Annotated in this window: 19 protein-coding genes; 7 read left to right on the forward strand and 12 right to left on the reverse strand. The window is 64.8% G+C overall.

The window, feature by feature from the left end; translation table 11 throughout:
* Positions 1-148: 148 nt before the first annotated feature.
* The 3 genes from ACRVY7_RS04585 to ACRVY7_RS04595 form a co-directional block, all read right to left on the reverse strand.
* Positions 149-1,042 (reverse strand): 3-hydroxybutyryl-CoA dehydrogenase, encoded by an 894-nt coding sequence (locus ACRVY7_RS04585; protein WP_431816143.1) that lies wholly within the window; start codon positions 1,040-1,042, stop codon positions 149-151.
* 177 nt (positions 1,043-1,219) lie between these two features.
* Positions 1,220-2,506, reverse strand: a complete 1,287-nt coding sequence (gene aceA, locus ACRVY7_RS04590; RefSeq protein ID WP_005209419.1) for an isocitrate lyase — start codon at positions 2,504-2,506, stop codon at positions 1,220-1,222.
* Between the two features lie 513 nt (positions 2,507-3,019).
* Positions 3,020-3,787: a hypothetical protein gene (locus tag ACRVY7_RS04595; RefSeq protein ID WP_431816144.1), complete on the reverse strand. Its 768-nt coding sequence runs from the start codon at positions 3,785-3,787 to the stop codon at positions 3,020-3,022.
* Between the two features lie 76 nt (positions 3,788-3,863).
* Between ACRVY7_RS04595 and ramB the strand changes: the two genes are divergently transcribed.
* Positions 3,864-5,285 carry an acetate metabolism transcriptional regulator RamB gene (gene ramB, locus ACRVY7_RS04600; protein WP_049697635.1) on the forward strand — a complete coding sequence of 474 codons (1,422 nt, stop codon included), beginning with the start codon at positions 3,864-3,866 and terminating at the stop codon, positions 5,283-5,285.
* 240 nt (positions 5,286-5,525) lie between these two features.
* The gene (locus tag ACRVY7_RS04605) at positions 5,526-6,923 is read left to right on the forward strand and encodes a lipase family protein (protein WP_431816145.1); all 1,398 of its coding nucleotides are present in this window, start codon (positions 5,526-5,528) and stop codon (positions 6,921-6,923) included.
* 2 nt (positions 6,924-6,925) lie between these two features.
* Here the strand turns inward: ACRVY7_RS04605 and ACRVY7_RS04610 are convergent, their stop codons facing one another.
* Positions 6,926-7,393: a MaoC family dehydratase gene (locus ACRVY7_RS04610; protein WP_064868975.1), complete on the reverse strand. Its 468-nt coding sequence runs from the start codon at positions 7,391-7,393 to the stop codon at positions 6,926-6,928.
* A gap of 26 nt (positions 7,394-7,419) precedes the next feature.
* On the opposite strand from ACRVY7_RS04610, the gene ACRVY7_RS04615 reads away from it, so the two are divergent.
* Together ACRVY7_RS04615 and ACRVY7_RS04620 are read left to right on the forward strand one after the other, a co-directional pair.
* Positions 7,420-7,980 carry a carboxymuconolactone decarboxylase family protein gene (locus tag ACRVY7_RS04615; RefSeq protein ID WP_049697632.1) on the forward strand — a complete coding sequence of 187 codons (561 nt, stop codon included), beginning with the start codon at positions 7,420-7,422 and terminating at the stop codon, positions 7,978-7,980.
* A gap of 9 nt (positions 7,981-7,989) precedes the next feature.
* Positions 7,990-8,646 (forward strand): class I SAM-dependent methyltransferase, encoded by a 657-nt coding sequence (locus tag ACRVY7_RS04620; protein ID WP_431816146.1) that lies wholly within the window; start codon positions 7,990-7,992, stop codon positions 8,644-8,646.
* Positions 8,647-8,724: 78 nt separating this feature from the next.
* Here the strand turns inward: ACRVY7_RS04620 and ACRVY7_RS04625 are convergent, their stop codons facing one another.
* The 5 genes from ACRVY7_RS04625 to ACRVY7_RS04645 all read right to left on the reverse strand — a co-directional run bounded on the left by ACRVY7_RS04625 (position 8,725) and on the right by ACRVY7_RS04645 (position 13,427).
* Positions 8,725-9,828, reverse strand: a complete 1,104-nt coding sequence (locus tag ACRVY7_RS04625; RefSeq protein ID WP_431816147.1) for an LLM class flavin-dependent oxidoreductase — start codon at positions 9,826-9,828, stop codon at positions 8,725-8,727.
* Positions 9,825-10,565 (reverse strand): ABC transporter ATP-binding protein, encoded by a 741-nt coding sequence (locus ACRVY7_RS04630; RefSeq protein WP_431816148.1) that lies wholly within the window; start codon positions 10,563-10,565, stop codon positions 9,825-9,827. Before ACRVY7_RS04630 ends, ACRVY7_RS04625 begins: the two co-directional genes overlap by 4 nt.
* Positions 10,562-11,404 carry an ABC transporter permease gene (locus tag ACRVY7_RS04635; protein ID WP_049697628.1) on the reverse strand — a complete coding sequence of 281 codons (843 nt, stop codon included), beginning with the start codon at positions 11,402-11,404 and terminating at the stop codon, positions 10,562-10,564. The genes ACRVY7_RS04630 and ACRVY7_RS04635 overlap by 4 nt, the downstream gene beginning before the upstream one ends.
* Positions 11,404-12,402, reverse strand: coding sequence for an ABC transporter substrate-binding protein (locus ACRVY7_RS04640; protein WP_431816149.1), 999 nt, complete (start codon positions 12,400-12,402; stop codon positions 11,404-11,406). The genes ACRVY7_RS04635 and ACRVY7_RS04640 overlap by 1 nt, the downstream gene beginning before the upstream one ends.
* 173 nt (positions 12,403-12,575) lie before the next feature.
* Positions 12,576-13,427, reverse strand: a complete 852-nt coding sequence (locus tag ACRVY7_RS04645; RefSeq protein WP_431816150.1) for a carbon-nitrogen hydrolase family protein — start codon at positions 13,425-13,427, stop codon at positions 12,576-12,578.
* 56 nt (positions 13,428-13,483) lie between these two features.
* Between ACRVY7_RS04645 and ACRVY7_RS04650 the strand changes: the two genes are divergently transcribed.
* Positions 13,484-14,125, forward strand: coding sequence for a GntR family transcriptional regulator (locus ACRVY7_RS04650; RefSeq protein ID WP_049697625.1), 642 nt, complete (start codon positions 13,484-13,486; stop codon positions 14,123-14,125).
* On the opposite strand, the gene ACRVY7_RS04655 is transcribed toward ACRVY7_RS04650, so the two are convergent.
* Positions 14,097-15,428 carry an MFS transporter gene (locus tag ACRVY7_RS04655; protein ID WP_431816151.1) on the reverse strand — a complete coding sequence of 444 codons (1,332 nt, stop codon included), beginning with the start codon at positions 15,426-15,428 and terminating at the stop codon, positions 14,097-14,099. The two genes, ACRVY7_RS04650 and ACRVY7_RS04655, sit on opposite strands and share 29 nt — an antisense overlap.
* A gap of 130 nt (positions 15,429-15,558) precedes the next feature.
* On the opposite strand from ACRVY7_RS04655, the gene ACRVY7_RS04660 reads away from it, so the two are divergent.
* Positions 15,559-16,251, forward strand: a complete 693-nt coding sequence (locus ACRVY7_RS04660; protein ID WP_431816152.1) for a DUF2848 domain-containing protein — start codon at positions 15,559-15,561, stop codon at positions 16,249-16,251.
* Positions 16,252-16,297: 46 nt separating this feature from the next.
* Here the strand turns inward: ACRVY7_RS04660 and ACRVY7_RS04665 are convergent, their stop codons facing one another.
* Positions 16,298-17,182 (reverse strand): DNA-3-methyladenine glycosylase family protein, encoded by an 885-nt coding sequence (locus ACRVY7_RS04665; protein ID WP_431816153.1) that lies wholly within the window; start codon positions 17,180-17,182, stop codon positions 16,298-16,300.
* A 150-nt stretch (positions 17,183-17,332) separates the two neighbouring features.
* On the opposite strand from ACRVY7_RS04665, the gene ACRVY7_RS04670 reads away from it, so the two are divergent.
* On the forward strand, positions 17,333-18,187 hold the full coding sequence (locus ACRVY7_RS04670) for a universal stress protein (RefSeq protein ID WP_049697622.1): 855 nt from the start codon (positions 17,333-17,335) through the stop codon (positions 18,185-18,187).
* Between the two features lie 84 nt (positions 18,188-18,271).
* Here the strand turns inward: ACRVY7_RS04670 and lpdA are convergent, their stop codons facing one another.
* Positions 18,272-19,657: a dihydrolipoyl dehydrogenase gene (gene lpdA / locus ACRVY7_RS04675; protein ID WP_431816154.1), complete on the reverse strand. Its 1,386-nt coding sequence runs from the start codon at positions 19,655-19,657 to the stop codon at positions 18,272-18,274.
* Between the last annotated feature and the right edge of the window lie 18 nt (positions 19,658-19,675).

The raw sequence follows: 19,675 nt of genomic DNA on the forward strand, positions 1-19,675 counted from the left end.
GAGGAGGCAAACCACTTTGTCGCTTCTGGTCTCGATAGGTGCCGCACCAGCACTTGTAGTGGTTCCGTAAACCAGTATGCCACGTTTGCTAGCTATTGCAAGCAATCTGCTAGCACTAATTGCCGAATCGCTGTGATACCGCACACAGTCAGAATCGTGCCTGCTGGTCGTCGGCGTATTGATAAAAGCCACGCCCCGACTTCTTACCGAGGTGTCCGGCTTCGACCATCCGCAACAGCAACGGCGTCGGTGCGTACAGCGCCTCTTTTGTCTCCGCATACATGCGGTCGGCGATCGCCGTGACAGTGTCGAGTCCGACCATGTCCGCAAGCCGCAGCGGACCCATGGGGTGCGCACAGCCGAGAACCATGCCTCGGTCGACGTCTTCGATGTCGGCAAATCCGTTCTCCACCAATCGAATTGCCGAGAGTAGGTAGGGCACGAGCATTGCGTTCACCACGAACCCCGACCGATCGGCAGACGCGATGACCTGCTTGCCGAGCACCGCGTTGGCGAAAGACTCTGCACGCGTGACGATGTCAGCACCCGTGTGCAGCGTTGACACCAATTCGACGAGCGGTAGCACCGGGACAGGATTGAAGAAGTGAAGGCCGACCACACGCGCGGGGTTCTGGGTCGCCATGCCCAGCGTGATGATCGGAATCGACGACGTGTTGGACGCCAGAACGGCACCGGGATCCGACACGGTCTTGTCGAGGACGGCGAAGAGCTCGGTCTTGACGGTCTCGTCCTCGACGACGGCCTCGCAAACGACGTGCCGGTCGGCGAAGCCGTCGAGTTCGGTGGTGAATCGCAGTCGCAACGCCGCCTGTTCGCGTTCACGCTCGGTGAGCTTGCCGCTCGACACTCCCCTATCGAGCGAGCGCAGTATCCGCGACCGGCCACCGGCGACGAGCTCACGCGTCGGTTCGTAGACCAGAACGTCTGCGTCCGACCGGGCACACACCTCGGCGATCCCCGCGCCCATCTGGCCCGCACCGACCACGCCGACACGCCATGCGTCCGCCACCACTGCCTCCATTCAGATCAACGCCGACCCGATCCACTCTGCCCATAACCCATGCGCGACAACTTATTTGGCGAGCACACGAGCAGCTCCGGTGCACGCCCGGAAGCCCCCAGATATGCCAACAGGCGGCCCGCAACGTAACGCTGCGAGCCGCCTGATGCGCAAAACCTCAGAGAGGCGGGCTGGTTCCTAGTGGAACTGGCCTTCCTCGGTGGAGCCCTTCAGAGCTGCGGTCGAGGTGTTGGGGTCGACCGTGGTGGCGATGCGGTCGAAGTAGCCCGCACCGACCTCGCGCTGGTGCTTGGTGGCGGTGTAGCCACGAGCCTCAGCAGCGAACTCGCGCTCCTGCAGGTCGACGTAAGCGGTCATCTGCTCGCGGGCGTAGCCGTAAGCGAGATCGAACATCGAGTAGTTGAGGGCGTGGAAGCCTGCCAGGGTGATGAACTGGAACTTGAAGCCCATCGCGCCGAGCTCGTTCTGGAACTTCGCGATGGTCGCGTCGTCCAGGTGCTGCTTCCAGTTGAAGGAAGGCGAGCAGTTGTAAGCCAGGAGCTGGTCAGGGAACTCGCTCTTGACGGCCTCGGCGAACTGGCGAGCCAGCTCCAGGTCGGGCTTGCCGGTCTCCATCCAGATGAGGTCGGCGTAGGGAGCGTAGGCCTTGGCACGCGCGATGCAGGGCTCGATGCCCTTCTTCACGTTGTAGAAGCCCTCGGTGGTGCGCTCACCGGTCACGAACGGCTTGTCGCGCTCGTCGACGTCGGAGGTGATGAGGGTTGCGGCCTCGGCGTCGGTACGAGCGACGACGACGGTCGGGGTGTTGGCAACGTCGGCAGCCAGGCGAGCCGAGGTCAGGGTGCGGATGTGCTGCTGGGTGGGGATGAGCACCTTGCCACCGAGGTGGCCGCACTTCTTCTCCGAGGCGAGCTGATCTTCCCAGTGGGTACCGGCGGCGCCGGCCTTGATCATGGCCTTCTGGAGCTCGTAGACGTTGAGGGCGCCACCGAAGCCGGCTTCGCCGTCGGCCACGATCGGCACGACCCAGTTGTCGACCGAGTTGTCACCCTCGACGCGGGCGATCTCGTCGGCGCGCAGCATCGCGTTGTTGATGCGCTGCACGACGGCCGGCACCGAGTTGGCCGGGTAGAGCGACTGGTCGGGGTAGGTGTGGCCGGAGAGGTTCGCGTCACCGGCGACCTGCCAACCCGAGAGGTAGATGGCCTTGAGGCCCGCGCGCACCTGCTGCACGGCCTGGTTACCGGTCAGCGCGCCGAGCGCGTTGATGTAGTTGTCGCTGTTGACGCCTTCCCACAGGATCTCGGCGCCACGACGAGCGAGGGTGTGCTCCTCGACGACGGTGCCCTGGAGCTCGGCAACCTGCTCGGCAGTGTATTCGCGCGTGATGCCCTTCCACCGCGGGTTGGTGTCCCAGTCCTGCTGGATTTCCGCGGCGGTGCGGGGCTTTCCGACGTTGCTCATTAGCCACTTCGCTTTCGTTGTGCTGCTCGTCCCGATCTCCCGGGACGAATGCTTGTCCGGCTCACAGAGACCGGGGCCTATATGGGCCCGGCCGAGGCTGCCAGGGAATGCATCCAGGCCGGGTGGTGTCAGGCCTCCAGGCGCGCGTCGAGCTCGCACGTGTGACGACCACCACAGCGTGGGGTCGGAGTTTGCGAACTCTTCGGCACTTCCCGGAAACGCCTGACTCAAGGGTGCCACAACGGAAACACGCAGGTCCAATCCCCTTTGACTGCAAAAATGCGCCAACCATGTGGCGAAGATTTGCAAATTTTGCAAATCTAGAGATGTGAAGAGTCGTCAGCAGGACGTTAAAAAGTACGCGCGTACTGCGTTTTCTCGATACGCCTCAGCGGTAGCCCACCCACGGCGGCACACCGCGCCGACGCTCGCCGGAAAGACTCCCGACACCTCACATGTGGCGTGTTTCACACCGTGGTTCGAGGTACTCCCGGGCGCCGACGCCACTCCTCGTCACCGCGCGGCCGCGCTCAGGGCTGTTCCGAAGAGATCAACGAAGGCCGACGACGGCATCGGCTCCACCGCGTCGGCTGGCGGGTTCTGCGCCCGTCCGGCCGGGCCGTTCACCGTGAGAGCGACCGTGAAGACCGCTCCCCCGGCGCGCTTCACGAGCGCATATCCGACATATCCGACCTGCTTGCGGACCGTCGAATCCGGCAGTGCCGTCGACACATCCGATCGCGAGAGAAAAGCGCGTTCGACGCTGAGCCCGTCGGGACCGTTGGCGACCTCCGGCGGGTCGGGCAGCGTCGTCGACTCGGTGGTGACCGTCGCACCCGCGAGGCTTCCCGACGCAACGGTGGTTCGCGTCGTTCGGCACTGCCCGCTCCTCGTGCGGATGTCGTCGTCGATGTCGCGTCGAACGGTGGACACCAGCTCCACGAGCCCGACGTCGGCCGCGCTCGCCGCCAACACCGCTGAGTTCGACTCGCCGACCTTCTCGGTGAAGCTCGTATCGGCGGTTGGGCGGCACTCCTGCGGCGCCACACCGTCGGCGCGTGCCGCGGCCAGTTGGGCCCGATCGGAATCGACGAGGTCGGAGACGGTCAGTTGCGTCGTCGCGAAGCCGGAAGGCAACTGCGCGGGCCGAAGCAGCAGATCGGCGGGAGCGACGGCCGTGGCGGTCACGACCGCGTCATCGTCACCGCAGCCCGCGAGCGTGGCAGCGCCGCAGGCGAGCAGCGCCGCTGCCACCCACCGTCGAACCCACCGCCCACGCATCGGGTCACCGTACCCTGAGCGGGTCCGACGAAATGGCGACCTATGAACGGCGGGGACCTATGAACAGCGGGGACCTATGAACAACAGGGCCTATGTCGGATCGCGTTTGCGGCAACTCCGCTCCGAACGCGGGCTGTCGCAGGTGGCGTTGGCGCAGACGCTGCGCATCTCCGCGTCGTATCTCAACCAGATCGAACACGACGCCCGCCCGCTCACCGCGTCGGTGCTGGCGCGGATCACCGAGGCTTTCGGAGTCGACGGCGGGTTCTTCGACTCGCAAGACGACGTCCGACTCGTCGCAGAACTGCGCGAGGCGCTGCTCGACGACGATATCGAGGCCGCGCCGACGACCGCCGACCCGCAGGAGATCGCGGCGATGGTCTCGGCTCACCCCGACATGGCGCAGGCGATGGTGAATCTGCATCGCCGGTATCGGATTGCGATCGACCAGCTCGCCGCGGCGACCGACGAACGCAGCGACCGCGCCATGCGCGGATCGATAACCGCACCCCATGAGGAGGTGCGGGACTATTTCTACCAGCGCCGCAACTACATTCACGCACTCGACGTCGCGGCAGAAGAGCTCAACGCCCGCATGCGGATGCACTCGGGCGACGTCCGTCGCGAGATCGCCGACCGGCTCGAGCGCGTGCACGGCGTGACGATCGCGCCACGCGTCGACCTCGGCGACTACCTCCTGCACCGATTCGACCCCACGACACGACGTCTCGAGGTCTCGGCCGCGCTGTCGGCAGGCCAGCGGGCGTTCAAACTCGCCGCAGAACTCGCGCTCGTCGAATTCGACGATCTCCTCACCGAATTGGTCGACGAGGCGAATTTCACCAACACCGAGGCGCAGGCGCTCGCGAAGACCGGACTGGCCAACTACTTCGCGGCCGCAGTGCTGTTGCCGTACACGCAGTTTCACGGTGCCGCAGAGGATTTTCGCTACGACATCGAACGCCTGTCGGCGTTCTACGCGGTCTCCTACGAGACCATCTGCCACCGACTTTCGACGCTGCAACGTCCAAATCTGCGTGGTGTACCGTGGTCGTTCGTTCGCGTCGACCGCGCGGGAAACATGTCGAAACGACAGTCCGCCACGGGATTTCACTTCTCTTCGAGCGGCGGCACGTGTCCGCTGTGGAATGTCTACGAGACGTTCGCCTATCCGGGAAAGATCATCACGCAGATCGCCGAAATGCCCGACGGCCGTGACTACTTCTGGGTCGCACGCACAGTGGAGAGGCGGGCGGTGCGATACGGCCAGCCGGGCAAGACGTTCGCGCTGGGACTTGGCTGCGAACTGCGCCACGCCGCTCGAGTGATCTACTCGGACGGCCTCGAAATCGGCCCGCAGGCGCGAATCACCCCAATCGGCGCGGGATGTCGCGTGTGCGAACGCCAGCACTGTGCACAGCGCGCATTCCCGCCGCTCGGCTCGAGCCTGCGCATCGACTCGCATCGCAGCAGCGTGTCGCCCTACATGTCACTCTGACGTAGTCGACGCAGTCGCTATGACGTAGTCGACGAGTCGCTTTGACGCAGTCGACGCATTCTCGACAACTCTTCTTGTCGCACAAGCGGACCCCGGTCCGAGGGTTACAGATCAATCACATGTCATACGGCGTAGCCATTTGTGGGTCGAACGATCAGGATGCAGCCCTATGGTGGGCGCGGGAGAGGGGAAGCAGCCGTCGGGGGTGCTTCCCTTCTCCCGGTCTGGAGGCAAGGCGCCATGCGTTCGTCACGGCGACACCCATCGCGGCGAAACTCCGCCGCCGTCTTACTGCTGGCGTGTGTTGTCGCCGCGATTGCCCCGAGCGTCGCCGCAGCGGATCCGCCGAACATGATGGGTATCCCCCAACAGGTCCCCGATACCATCGACCACGTCGTCCCCGCACCACCCTTTCCACATCTGTCGACAATCCCGTTGCGCGCACAGTCCCCCGGGTTGTCTTGGCGGACACAAGAATTGCGCGAGGCGACGTTGCCTACCCCGACCGGGGATCCCATGTTCGACCGGTGGCCGTCGAACCTCGGCTCCCTCCAGCCCGGCACCGTCATCGCGACCCGCGACGTGACCGCGTCGGCCGCGCCGGTGGTCACCGTGCCGATTGCGTCGGCGACGCTCATCAAGTTCCGCAGCACCGACGCCGTCGGAAAGCCGAGTTTCGGTACCGCGACGCTGATAACTCCCACCGCGTCCGCACCGGTGCGCGGCCCCCGACCGATCGTCGTGAACAACCTCCCCATCGATTCACTCGGGACCGCGTGCAACCCGGGTTACACGCTTGCCCATGGCTTTTCGATCGCAAGTGGTGTGACAGACCTACTGCCTCCGACGACGCAGCTCGCGCTTGCTCACGGCTATGGCGTGCTGATCCCCGACCACCAGGGGCCGCGGATGGCATATGCAGAGCCCGTCGTCGCAGGTCATATCGTGCTCGACTCCATCCGCGCCGCGTCGAACCTGACGCCGAAGATGTTCGGGCAAAGCGCAATTGCGATGAGCGGATACTCCGGCGGCTCGATCGCCACCGCCGGTGCGGCGAAACTCCTGGCCGGGTACGCGCCTGAACTCGCGCCGCGCGTCGTCGGGGCGGCACTGGGCGGTGTGCCTGCCGACTTCCGCATGCTCGTCGGCAGTATGAACGCCAACCTCGCGACGGGACTGTTCCATGCCGCGACGTTCGGTATCGCCCGTGAGCGGCCCGAGATCCTCACCATGGCCAACAACCCGGCTCAGTGGATCGCGTCGTCGCCGTTGAAGAACGTGTGCGTGATACCCGAGGCGCTCGCGGGCGCCACATTCATGCCGATGCAGTTGATGGCGAACGTCGGTGATCCGTTCCATTCGCCCATCGCAGAACACATCTATCGCGTGACAAAGATGTCCGACACCCGATCGGCGGTTCCGCTCTACATCTACAACGGCGCCCAGGAGTGGTGGATACCGGCCGCCGGAGCGCGCAACCTGTTCCTCGAACAGTGCCGACTCGACGCGAACGCTCAATACCGTGACGTCGTCGGCGAACACGTCACCGCCGCCGTGATCGGCTTTCCTGACGCGATGAGTTGGCTCGACGCTCGATTACGCGGCTCACCTGCACGTAGCGGCTGCCCCCATCGGTGATTTCAGTAGACGAGCACGCGCACGTTCTCGGCGACGCATGCGGGTTTCTCCACACCGTCGATCTGCACCGTACTGCGCACCACCATGGTCACCCCGGCCGGACTGTCGTCGATCGACACGATCTCGGCGTTGGCCCTGATTCGCGACCCGACCTTGACCGGGCTGGGAAAGCGGACCTTGTTGAGTCCGTAATTGATCACCAGCTTGGGTCCGTTCACGGTGAAGATGTCGCCCGCCAGTAGCGGGAGCAGCGACAGAGTCAGGTAGCCGTGTGCGATCGTCGCACCGAAGGGTCCGTCCTTCGCGCGCTCGGGGTCGACGTGAATCCACTGGTGATCGCCGGTCGCATCGGCAAAGGCATCGATGCGGTCCTGGGTGACCTCCAACCAGTCCCCGTAGCCGAGGTCCTCGCCGATCGCTGCGGTCAGCTCTGAGATGCTGTTGAACGTCCGTGGTGTGATGTCCGTCATGAATTCTGTAGTCTACCGTTGCGTTCATGACGACCAGCGAAGGTGACGTGGCAACCGGCCCGCGTGTTGCTCCGGGAACGTTGAGCGACCTCGGACTCATCAACTGGGTGTTCGCGAGAGGCGCGGCGCGCGTCATCGGCGTCCGCGACGCTCACGTCTTCTCCACCCTGGGACGCACGCGCGGGCTCTTCCGCGCGTGGCTCTACTTCTCGAGCAGGCTGATGCCCTTCGGCTCACTGTCGCGCCGCGAGTCGGAGATGGTCATCATCCGGGTCGCGCATCTGCGTGGCAGCGACTACGAACTCGACCACCATCGCCGCCTGGGCAAACGCGCAGGTATCGACGACGCCGAGTTCGCCCAGATCATCTCCGGCCCCGACGCGGGCTGGGGTGATCGGGAGAAGTGGATGCTGCAGGCCGTCGACGAATTGATCGCCGACAAGGACATCAGCGACACCACCTGGACGTCGCTGCGTCGCCACCTCGACGAACGCCGTGCCATCGCCTTCGTCCTGCTCGCCATGCAGTACGACTCGCTGGCCACCACGCTGCACACCCTGCGCGTCGCGCGCGACGAACGCGTCTGAGGTTCACCCATGACCTCGCTGGCCCAGCGGGCCATGAACAACCGACTGTTCAGCGAGGTCTACGAGCGACTGTGGCGACCGGCGTTCACCCGACTGTTCAGTTTCGGCGGGTCGTCGACCGAGGTCGCCGACCGCGAACTGGTTGCGCATCTGGCGCGGCCCGGTGAGCGAAGCATCCTCGACGTCGCGTGCGGCCCGGGCAATTACACGCGCAGGCTGTCGACGGGATTGACCGGCGACGGCCGATGCGTCGGTATCGACTTCTCGCCAGCGATGCTGGCCAAGGCCGTGGCCACGAACAGTGGCGAACGGGTCGCCTACATCCGCGCAGACGCGCATTCGATTCCGTTCGGCGACAACACCTTCGACTCCGTCGTCTGCCTGGCCGCGCTGTATCTGATCCCCGACCCACTACCGGTGATCGACGAGTTGGTCCGGGTCGCCAAACCAGGTGGCGAGGTCGCGGTGTTCACTTCGGTCGTCACCAACCTGACCGGACTGCCGGGAGTCCGAACCGTCACCGCACTCACCGGGTATCGGATCTTCGGCCGCACCGAGATCGTTGATCGCCTGCGGGCGGCCGGCGCGGTCGACGTCGAGCAAACCATCACCGGGCAGGGGCAATTCGTACTCGCCCGGCTGCCCGCCGAAGAGGACTGTCCCTAGATGTGTGTTGGATCGAAGGATGTGTGCGCTGCAGCACCCACATCCTTCGATACGACACACATCCAGACGCCGCGAACCTCAGATCACCTGGGGCGCGCGGGCTTCGGCAGCACGCACCAGCGGCGCCACGCCCTCCGCGAACCAGTACGCCTCCTCGATGTGCGGCTGACCGGACAGGATGAAGTGGTCGACGCCGAGCGCGCGATACTGACCGATGAGATCGGCCACCTCGGCGTGGCTGCCCACAAAAGCGGTGCCGGCACCGGGACGCACCAGTCCGTAGCCTGCCCACAAGCCCGGGTACACCTCGAGATTCGCGAGGTCGGCGTTCAACGCGAGTTGTCGACGCTGCCCCTCGGACTCGGACTGCAGAAGCCGTTCTCGCGCAAGGGCAATCACGTTCCGGTCCATACGGTCGACCAGCTTGCGGGCTTCTGCCCATGCCTCTTCGCGCGTGTCGCGGGTGATCACGTGCGCACGGATGCCGAAGGAGAGCGTCCTGCCGTGCCTCGCCGCCCGGGCACGCACGTCGTCGATCAGTGCGGCCACCTTCTCGGGCGGTTCGGTCCACGTGAGATACGTGTCGACGTGTGCAGCGGCAACCTCCCGTGCGGCTTCGCTTGCGCCACCGAAGAATACGGCGGGCGCTGGTGACGGAGGCCGTGCCACAGTGGCGCCGGTGACGTCGAGGTACTCGCCGACGAAGTCGTACGGTGTCCCCGACCACGCCCCGCGCACGATCTGCAAGAACTCCGCGGTACGGGCGTACCGTTCCTCCTTGCCGAGGTGATCACCGAAGCGCTCCTGCTCTTCGCGATCACCGCCGGTCACGATGTTCAATGCCAGTCGCCCACCGGACAGTTCGGCAAACGTCGCGGCCTGCTGGGCAGCCAGCGTTGGCGTGATCAATCCCGGCCGAAACGCGACGAGGAACTTCAGCCTGCTCGTCTCCTGGATGAGGGCCGCGGTCGTCACCCACGCATCAAGGCACCAGGTTCCGGTCGGAGTCAGCACCGACTCGAATCCCAGCTTCTCGGCGGTCTTGGCGACGAGGGTCAGGTACTCGAGGTCGGGTGCGCGGTGTGCCGACGCGGTGCCGAGGACGCCCGACGACTGCAGCGCACCGAACACCTCACGACCGTCGCCCGACGTCGGCAGAAACCAGTGAAATGACGAACTCATCGGGCAGGCTCCTCAACAGATGTCGCGGTAGTGTCTCGGCTTCCGACGCCGAGGTGGCCGAGCACTCGTTCACGCAGTTCGACGACGCGCTGATCGTCTCGATGGCGGGGACGCTCGACGTCGACCGCGACGTCGTTGGCGATGGCGCCGTCCTCGAGGACGAGCACACGGTCGGCCAGTACGACGGCCTCCTCGACGTCGTGAGTGACGAGTAGCGCGGCGAAACCGTGTGTGCTCCACAGTCTCGTGAGTAACGAGTGCGCTTCGATCCGGGTGAGCGCATCGAGTGCGCCGAACGGTTCGTCGAGCAGTAGTACTTCTGGATTGCGCACCAGCGCGCGAGCGAGTGACGCGCGCTGGGCTTCTCCACCGGAGAGCGTCAGCGGCCAGGCGTCGACGCGATGCGTTAGCCCGACCTCGTCGAGCGCCGTCACGGCCCGCGCTGCGGCATTGCCGCCGGAGAGGTTGAGCGACACGTTCTTTCGGACGCTCCGCCACGGCAGCAGCCTCGGTTCCTGAAATGCCACCGCGCGCGATCCGTCGACCTCGAGTCGGCCGCCGTGCTGGTCGTCGAGCCCGGCGATGATCCGCAGCAGCGTCGACTTTCCCGATCCCGATCTTCCGACGAGTGCCACGATCTCGCCGCTGTGCAGTGTCAGATCGATGCCGTGCAACACCTCGACGTTGCCGAAGGAACGTGTAATCCCCTGTGCACGAACAACTGTCTTCCCACTCATCGACTCACCCTCCATCGGAGCAGCCAGGCCTCGAGGCCGCGGACAATCGAATCGCTGAACAAGCCCAGCAATGCGTAGATCACCAAACCGAGCACGATGATGTCGTTGCGGAAGTAGGTGCGCGCATTCATGACGAGGTAGCCGAGTCCGGCGTCGGCATTGATCTGCTCCGCGACGATCAGCGACAGCCATGCCACACCGAGCGACAGTCGAAACCCGGTGAGGGCACTGGGCATCGCCCCGGGAAGAATCACGGTGCGAGCCAATCCGATTCGGCCGAGTCCCACCGAGCGTCCCGCTTCGATCAGTTTCGCATCGACTCCGTGGATACCCGACACCAGGTTGAGGTACAGCGGGAACAGCACGCCGAGCGCCACCATGTAGACCTTGGGCTCTTCGCCGATACCGAACCACACGACGAACAACGGAATCAACCCGAGGAACGGCACGGTGCGGAGCATCTGTAGTGGTGGGTCGATGGCCAGATCTGCGATCCGGAAGAAGCCGACGAGCAGACCGAGCGCGACCGCAAGCACCACACCGAGCGTCAGGCCGATGCCGACACGCTGCAGCGAAACCCCTAGCGCCGCTTGCAGTTCTCCTGTCCCCCACAGCTCACGTGCTGCCGCCCACACCTGTGTCGGCGGAGACAGCTTGCTGGCCGGAATGACTCCGTTGGTCGACAGCACCTGCCAGGCGATCAGCAGGACCAGCGGCGAGACGAGGCGCAGCCACGGGCCGACCGACAGGCGATGACGTCGTCCGCCCGACGCACGCCGACTGTCTGCTTCGGTGTCACCCCGGACCGCTGTGGCCGAGCCCGCGACTGCCCCCGTCATCAGTTCGTGCCCGAGAGCGCGCCGTTGAACTGGTTGTCGAAGTAGTCGGCGGCCGTGGGCTTGTTCGGGATCACCTTGGCGTCGGCGAACAGGTCGAGGAGTCGCTGATGCTTGGCGATCTGCGCGTCACCGATCGGGACCAGAGAACCGGACGACGTCGAGAACGTCGCTCGCGCAACGGGTTCGGGAAGCTTGGTGAGCTTGCTGTAGATGGGGATCCACTGGTCCTCATGGGTCACGGACCACTTGTTGGCTCGCGCGAGACGGCCGATGAGATCGCTGATGGCCTTCTGCTTCGCCGAGTCGCCGAGCGATGCCGACGAGGCGAGGTAGTAGGCCTGCTGGGTGACCAAACCCGCACCGTCGGAGACGGCCTGTGCGCCGTGCTGCGAGATCGCCACTTGAGCAAACGGATTCCAGACCGCCCAGGCGTCGACCTGGCCGTTGGTGAATGCCGAAAGACCCTCGGTGGGCGTCAAGTAGGTCTGCTGGATGTCACTGGGCTTGAGGCCCGCCTTGTCGAGGAGCGCGAGCACGAGTCCGTTGGAGCTCGATCCCTTGGTGAATGCGACCTTCTTGCCCTTGAGGTCGGCGATCGACTTCACCGACGAACCGCTCGGAACCAGCAGGAAGTCTCCGGGCTTCTCGCGTGCCTGGACGGCGACGATCTTCAGGGGAGCGCCGCTGGCCTGCGCGAAAACCGGTGGCACATCGCCGGTTCCACCGATGTCGACCTTGCCTGCAGCCGCGGCTTCGAGCAGTGGCGGACCCGACTCGAACGAGGCCCAGTCGATGTCGTAGGGCAGGTCTTTCAGCTCACCAGACGCCTCCAGGAGCGACTGCGTCTGCTTGACCTGATCGCCGACGGTGAGCGTGATGCGTTGCGCCGAGGCCGATTGCGTACCGCTTCCTGAATCGTCGGACGAGCACGCGCTCACCGACAGCGACAGCGCAGCTATGAGTCCGACGGCCAGTGCGCCCCAACGTTTCCTCGACACAGTTCTTCCTTCCCAGACCACCCCCGTGGGCGTCGATGTTGGGAAGAATTGTCGGCGCCGGTGTAGCGATCACACCAATCACCGCCACTGCCGGACACGGAGGCCGGTCGCATCGGCCCAGCTCAGCTGCGCCGCAAACATTTTCACTCACCACGACCGAAAGAACCGTTGGTTCAGCTCGGCACAGCACTGCCGATCATCGAGGCATCAATGCGTCGGCGGTTGCGGAGGACGGGCAGCGCCTCGCGCACGCGTCGGACTGCCGCCGTATCGATATCGGCAACCAACAGGTCGGGGCCGCTGCCGAGCTGACCGATCACCGCCCCGGAAGGGTCACAGACCACGCTGTGTCCGACACCTGAAGGCGCAGTGCCGGTGATGATTTCGCCGCTTGCCGCCGGGTCGGCCTGTCCGCATGCCGCGACGAACGTCGTAGAGTCCAGCGCCCGTGCCCGTGCCAGGAGCGTCCATTGATCGACCTTGCCCTCGCCCGCACCCCAGGACGCCGAGACGACCACGAGGTCTGCCCCCGCGGCCGCAAGCTCTTGGAACATCGCCGGGAACCGAATGTCGTAGCAGGTCGCGAATCCGATGGTCACGCCTTTCACCTCCGCGGTGACCAGGTGATCACCCGCCGACACGGAGTCGGATTCCGAGTATCCGAACGCATCGTAGAGATGAATCTTGTCGTAGTGGGTGCGGTTTTCGGGTCCCGTGATCAACAGGGTGTTGCGCACTCGCGGCCCGTCGCCCGGCGTGAACATGCCTGCGACGACCGTTACCCCCGCCTCCGACGCGATCTCGTCGACAGCACGCGCCCAGTCCCCGGAGATCGGCTCTGCAATCTCGCCAAGGGGGACCCCGAATCGGCACATCATGGCCTCCGGAAAGACGACGACATCAACTCCGCGTGCTGCGGCATCGCTGACGTGACGTTTTATGATCCTCAAATTCGCGGCCGGGTCGGTGCCACTGTTGACCTGTGCGAGTCCGATGCGCAGTTGCGGGTTTGATGTTGTTCTCATTGAATCCTCCTGGATAGGTCCGCGACCACGGGTTATAGATGGGGTATACATAAGGTATGCAAAGTCCGTCCGGCCGGGACAAGGCATACGAGTACGTGCGCGACGTCGTACTCACGTCGCCCGCGGCCGCTGGTGCATTTCTCAACGAACAAGACCTGGCGACGCAGATCGGGGTCTCCCGCACGCCGGTCCGTGAGGCATTGCTGATGCTGCAGGCCCAGGGCCTCGTCGAGCTGGTGCCGAAACGTGGCGCGCACGTCCCGCCGATGTCCGGCCGCCAGTTGCGCGAATTGATGGATCTGCGTGGCGTGCTGGAGCGCCACGCGGCGTCGATCGCACTGCGCGCGAAGTCGGCGCCCGTAGCCCAGATGCGCGCCATCCTGGCTGACCAGCATCAGCTTGCCGACGCGCCGAGCGATGAAGCTGCGAAGCAATTCATCGACCTCGACGGTTCGTTCCACATGGCACTCATCGACGCAGCCGGAAGCGAGCTGCTGTCGACGACCTACGCCGGGCTGCGGTCGCGTCAGCTCCGTGCCGGCCTGACGGCGTTGTCCACGACGCCGGATCGGCAACAGTCGGTCTGCCGAGAACACGGCGCGATCGTCGACGCGCTTGAATCCGGAGACGAATCGGCCGTCGGAAATGCCATAGACGCGCATCTGGAGATCACTCTGCAGGCACTGCTGCGGGGTTGATTCTCCGCAGAGACGCATCCTCGGCTTCGGCGCGGTCCGGGTCTCGCCCGATCGCCAGTCCGATGAGAGTCAGCACACCGACGAGACCGATGTACCCGACGATCGGCACCCAGTTATCGGTCTTGTCGAGCAAGAACGTGAAGATCAGGGGCGCCAGCGCGCCGCCGAACACTCCGGCGATCGTGTACGCCAACGAGCTTCCCGTCGACCGCAACCGAACCGGAAACTGCTCGGTCACGAACGCAGCCTGCGGTCCGTACATGAACGAGTGGAACACCAGTCCGACCGTCACGCCGAGGATGAGCAACGGCAGCGAGTCCCCGCGGACGAGCACAAAGAAGAGAACACTCCATGCGACGCCGCCAACGGCCGCGATGGCGTACAGCAATCGGCGGTTCACCCGATCGGACGCCGCCCCTGCCAACGGAATGAGGCCGAGCTGGAATGCCGATCCGATGAGAATCGCGATGAGCACATCTCCACGGTCGAATCCCAGCTTGTTGACCCCATAGGTGATGGAGAAGACGGTGAACAACGCGTACATCACATCCGGCGCAATGCGCGAGAGTATCGCCGACACAAGCGGTTTGGTCTGAGTACGGAAGACTTCACTCACCGGGGCATCGGAGCGATCATCGCTGTCCTGGAGCGCTTTGAAGACCGGTGTGTCTTCCAGACGCAGTCGAATCCAGAGTCCGAAAGCGACAAGTACCGCCGAGAGCAGAAACGCGATTCGCCAGCCCCACGACTCGAACTGGGACTCGGTGAGGGTGAGGGTCAATAGCGCGAGTGCACCGTTGGCGAGGAGATTTCCCGCGGGCGGACCTATCTGTGCTGCCGAAGACCAGAAGCCTCGCTTCTCCGGCGGGCCGTACTCGCTGGAGAGCAGCACCGCACCACCCCATTCGCCGCCCACCGCGACTCCCTGCGCGAACCGCATGACGACCAGGATGATCGGGGCGACGACCCCGATCGCCGCGTAAGAGGGGATCAATCCGATCACGAACGTGGTCGCACCGATCAGCAGCAGCGTGATCACGAGCAGGCGCTTACGCCCGATCACGTCGCCGAGTCTGCCGAAGACGAAACCGCCGACGGGCCTGGCCACGTAGCCAACCGCGTACGTCGAGAACGCGAGCAGGGTGCCGGTCAGCGGATCGCTATCGGGAAAGAAGACTTTCGGGAACACCAGCGCGGCCGCCGCGGAGTAGACAGCGAAGTCGTACCACTCGAGCGCGGTGCCGGTCAGACTGGCGGCAAACGCCTTGACCAGCGACTTCTTATCGGTGACAGCATCGGTCATCGGTAGTTTCCATTCGTTGTCGCGGACTGTCGTCGTGTGACGTGTCTCCCATACTTGCTGTATACAAGACGTATGCGCAAGTGTTTCGGCGCTATCGAAACAGGCTGTTTACGAAAGGACTCCGACCCACATGCTCACATTTACGCTCCCCGATGGATCGTCGGTCGCCGTAGAACCGCAGGTCGTGTGCAACGCCGGCTACGCGGGCCGCGACCAGGCCGCCGTTGCCAGCCACATCGCAGAACTCGCCGAGCTCGGAGTACCTGCGCCCGCAGTGACTCCGTCGCTGTATCCGATCTCGCCGTACCTCGCGCAGCAGACCGACGAGGTCGTAGTGCAGCACGGTCGCACCTCCGGCGAAGCGGAGTGGGCCCTGATCGTCACCGGCGACACCCGTGACGACGTCTTGCTCACCGTCGCATGCGATCACACCGACCGAGAACTCGAAGTTCACGGAGTCGCGTGGAGCAAGAACGCGTCACCAGACGTGCTCGGCACAGCGGCGTGGCGCCTGTCCGACGTCGCAGACCACATCGATGACATCACCTTGTCGGCATGGGTCGGGCACGGAAGCGACACCGCAGACACCCTGATCCAGTCCGGCACCCTCGGCGACTTGCTGTCGCCGGACTACTGGCTCGACGTCCTGGCGGAACGAAAGTTGCTGCGCGAGGGCACGATTGTGATCTCGGGAACCATTCCGATGGTTGAGGGGATAGACCAGTTCGCCGATTCGTGGCGGGTCGCGATGACCGACGAGGCCACAGGCGCGACGATCGAGTGCGGGTACCGCGTTGCGCGCATGCCCGAACCCATTGGCTGACACCCGAACCCATTGGCTGAAACCAAACTCACTGCCTGACAACCGATCACAGCTCCCGATAGTCGCGGACCGACATCCGGTTCCCTCGGCGCGGCGCATACGTGCCGTAGAGCTCGGCCATGCGAACGACCCGATACCGTTGGCCCGCATAGGGTTCCAGCAGTTCCAACATCCCGGCGTCGTCGACCTTCTCGCCGATCAGCGTATGGCCGATGAGAGCGGGGATGTGGTAGTCGCCGACCGGCACGGCATCGGCGTCTCCGACGGCTCGCGCACGGGTTTCCGCAACCGTCCACGGGCCGACTCCGCGGAGCACGTCCAACTTGTCGTGGTGACGTTCGACGTCAAGGGCGGTAGCACCTCTGATGGTGCGCATGCGCACTGGTTCTGCGCCACTGCGATGCCACTCCCACACCGGAATCCGGGTCCAGTCGGCTTGCGGGGGTGGCACGCGCATGTCGCGCGGGACGGGACCCGGGGCTGGTTCGCCGAAGCGTCGAAGTATGTGCCGCCACGCCCGCCACGCCTCGGTCCCGACGACTTTCTGCTCGAGGATCGCCGCGGCAAGCGCCTCCCACACGCGGCCGGTAGTACCGATGCGCAAACCTGTCGACGCCGCGACCAATCGAGCGACGGCATCGTCTCGCGGCACCAGGGCGGCCGGGTCATCTGAGGCGCCGAGCATGTCCGGCATCTGTTCCAGTAGCCATGCGGCGCCAGGTCCCCAGGCGCGCCCGCGGATCGTCGAACCGTCGGAGGCGATCGCCAGCGTGCCCGGGCCGTCGGGAGTGTGCACCGCGCGCCAGATGGAACCGTCGGCGCCGTACCGGAAAGCCGGGTCGCCACTACCTCGTCGGTGGAGTCCGAGCGTGGCGCGGATGTCGACCGGCTGCTGCGGCGTCCACGAACGTGTGGCCTCGCCCCTGCTCATCGGTTTCTCCTCGCCTGCGCCACCTCGACTGTAGTCGTCGGGTCCGACATCGCTGCGCGGGCGCACTGCCCGTCATCGGGGGCGTGCGACCCGATCCGGATGGGACGTAAGCCTCACGATCGGCATCGCTGACCAGCGCACACTCGAAGTATGAGGTACTCGGAACCCATCACCGTAGGCATCGACGGATCGTCGAGCGCATTGGCAGCGGCGCGCTGGGCAGCGCACACAGCATCTATTCATCAGACCACCCTCGACATCGTGTTCGCGATCGAGCCTGCATCGCCCCCGCTGATCGAGTTCGCGGTGCCCGAGGCATTCTTCGACGCCGCGCGTCTTGGCGCCAAGGCCGCCCTCAACGCGGCGACAGACGTCGCCTTCCATGAGGACCCCGACCTCGCACCGCGCACGCACATCGTCACCGGTTCGCCACGTGGCGCGCTGCTCTCGCGCTCGCGGACGTCGTCGATGGTCGCTGTCGGCGCATCCGGAACCGGCCGTCTCACAGCGGCTTTCATCGGGTCCACGGCGTCAGCACTGACGTCGCATTCGGTGTGCCCCCTCGCGGTGATCCGCGAAACCAGCAACGACGTCGAACCCACCGGTCGGGTTACCGTCGGCGTCGACGGTTCTCCCGAATCGCTCGAGGCACTCGATTGGGCGGCGCACGAGGCGACCGACCGAGCCGCGGAGCTGCTCGTACTCTCGGCATGGGACGCAACGGGTTTCGATCACTCCCACAAGGCGTTCACCACCGCAGAACACCAGATCGAAGGCACGCTCGCCGTGCCCGTCGAAGCGATCAGACGACGCCTGCCCGGCTTGCGGGTGACCACGCAAATCGTCAACGACGCTCCGGTTGCCGCACTCACCAAGGCGTCGGCCGACTCGGATGTCGTCGTCGTGGGCAGCCGGGGTCGCGGCGGATTCACCGGGCTTCTACTGGGGTCGACGAGCCAACGGGTTCTGCATTCGGCCCAGTGCCCGCTGATCATCGTGCCGTGACGTCTCGTCGCTGAAGAGACGCGAGCCGGGACCGACATCGTCGTCGGTCCCGGCTCGCGTGAATTCCGTTGTGCTGCAGATTTTCTACAGGTTGATCATGTGCCCGATCGCGCCATGGAACGTTTCTTGCATTGCTTCGCTCATGGTCGGGTGGGTGTGGACGTTGCGGGCCAGTTCCTTGGCGGTCAGGTCCCACTTCTGCGCGAGCGTGAGTTCGGGCAGCATCTCGGAGACGTTGTCGCCCACGAGGTGTGCGCCGAGGAGCTCGTCGGTGTCGGCGTTGGTGAGGAGCTTGACGAAGCCTGCGGTCTCGCCCATGCCGCGTGCCTTGCCGTTCGCACTGAACGGGAAGGTGGTGGCCTTGACGTTGAAACCCTCGTCCTTGGCCTGCTGTTCGGTGAGTCCGAACGAGGCGACCTGCGGCTGGCAGAACGTCGCGCGCGGCATGAACCGGTAGTCGCCGAGGGTCATGGTCTCGGCGCCCGCGATGGTCTCCGCAGCGACGACGCCCTGGGCCTCGGCGACGTGTGCGAGCTGGAGCTTCGCGGTGACGTCGCCGATCGCGTAGATGCCGTCGACGTTGGTACGCATGAAGTCGTCGATCGCGATTGCGCCGCGTTCGGTGAGTTCGACGCCGGTGTTCTCGAGGCCGAAGCCCTCGACGCGGGGGGCGAAGCCGACGGACATGAGTACGCGGTCGACGGTGACCTCGCCGTCGTTGCCCTTGGCGTCCTTGTAGGTGACGGTGACGTCGTTGCCGTTGTCGGTGACGGTCTGCACTCCGGTGGAGGTGAGGACCTTCACGCCGAGCTTCTTGTACTGCTTGGCGATCTCCTTGGAGACGTCGATGTCCTCATTGGGGAGCACGCGGTCGAGGAACTCGATGATCGTCACGTCGACGCCGTAGTTGGCGAGGACGTAGCCGAATTCCATGCCGATCGCGCCTGCTCCGACGATGACGATCGAGCCCGGCAGATCGCGGGTGAGGATCTGGGTCTCGTAGGTGACCACGTTGTCGGAAAGCTCGACGCCGGGCAGGAGCTTGACCACTGAGCCGGTGTCGATGATGACGTTGTCGAAGGTGATCTCGCGGTCGCCGACCTTGATGGTCTTGGCGTCGACGAAGGTGCCGTACCCCTCGATCTCGGTGATCTTGTTCTTTTTGTTCAGGTAGTGCACACCCTTGGCGCTCGCGTCGGCGACGCTGCGACTGCGGTCGAATGCCGAGCCGAAGTCGAAGGTCACATCCCCGGACATCCCGAACGTCTTCGACTCATGGGTGAAGATGTGGGCGAGTTCGGCATTGCGCAGCAATGCCTTGGACGGAATACATCCAACGTTCAGACAGACACCGCCCCAATACTTCTCTTCGATGATGGCGGTGTTCATGCCCAACTGGGCGGACCGGATCGCGGCCACGTACCCACCTGGACCTGCTCCCAGGACAACTGTTTCAAAGTGATCAGCCACGACTGTCAGCCTACGACT

Origin of the sequence: Gordonia jacobaea (assembly GCF_965344965.1) — a bacterium.
Taxonomy (GTDB): domain Bacteria; phylum Actinomycetota; class Actinomycetes; order Mycobacteriales; family Mycobacteriaceae; genus Gordonia; species Gordonia jacobaea.